General features: G+C 40.5%; 1 pseudogene. It reads left to right on the top strand.

Features of this window, described 5'->3' with window-relative positions:
- Positions 1-995 (top strand): annotated as a pseudogene (locus DSY56_RS11660) (hypothetical protein); the annotation flags it as partial.

Raw genomic sequence — 995 nt, 5'->3', positions numbered from 1 at the left:
CTTGCTACATTTACTGGAGAAGCCCATGCTGTAACAGTAAGTATTACTGATGCTAATGGAACTGAAGCAACAACAACCTACACTCCAACAGTAACTCCTGTTAAAGCTTCAGCTGAACCTGCAACGTCTACTGGAACTCAAGGTTCAACTCAAAGTGGTACGCCAATTTACACAGCTCCAGAAGCTGGTACGGGTGTTACCGTCACTCCAACTTATACTTTGGATAACGATTCAACTACTAAAACTGTAGATGGTGTTGGTACTTATACAATTGATACAACTGGTAAAGTAACCTTTGTTCCCGTAGCTAGCTATGTATCAAGTGATGCCAATAAGACAAGTGTAGGAGTAAAAGTTACTTATAGATTAGAGACTGCAGATCAGTCGCAGGCGACAATCACCTCTGAAACAACCTATACTCCAACAGTAAATCCTGTAACTTCTGCAGGAAATGATGTTGCAACGACAAACATCCAAGGTCATACCCAAAAATCAACAGATGAAGGGAAAGCTCTGACTTATACTATTTCTGATACTAGTCATATCACAGCACGTACTTATGCATTGGAAGGTGCAGATAATGATGGTAAAGTAGTGGTAGAGAATGTTGGAACCTACACAGTAGACGATAAAGGTCAGGTAACCTTTGTACCAGTGCCATCTTATGTAGGAACGCCGACTCCTGTGACAGTTGTTGAATCAGCGGTTTTAACTTCTGATGATAAGACTACAGCAATTATCACAACTAAGTCAATGTACACCCCAACGGTAACAGATGTGACCCCAACAAGTGCTTCATCGGCTACTGAAGGAGCTCGTGGAACTGTTCAAACATCTCCTGTAGTATTTGATACGCCAGATCAGGATAATACAACAGTAAACTTTAATAAAGGCGATGAAGAAGTTGAGCTTGATAAATCTACTCTGACATTAGTTGATAAAACTGGTAAAGAAGTGAAAGAAGTTGTAGTTCCAGGAGAAGGAACATATGTACT

Source organism: Streptococcus sp. 596553 (assembly GCF_900411395.1).
In the GTDB taxonomy this organism is placed as follows: domain Bacteria; phylum Bacillota; class Bacilli; order Lactobacillales; family Streptococcaceae; genus Streptococcus; species Streptococcus mitis_BA.
This window is presented reverse-complemented; position numbering and strand designations above follow the sequence as displayed.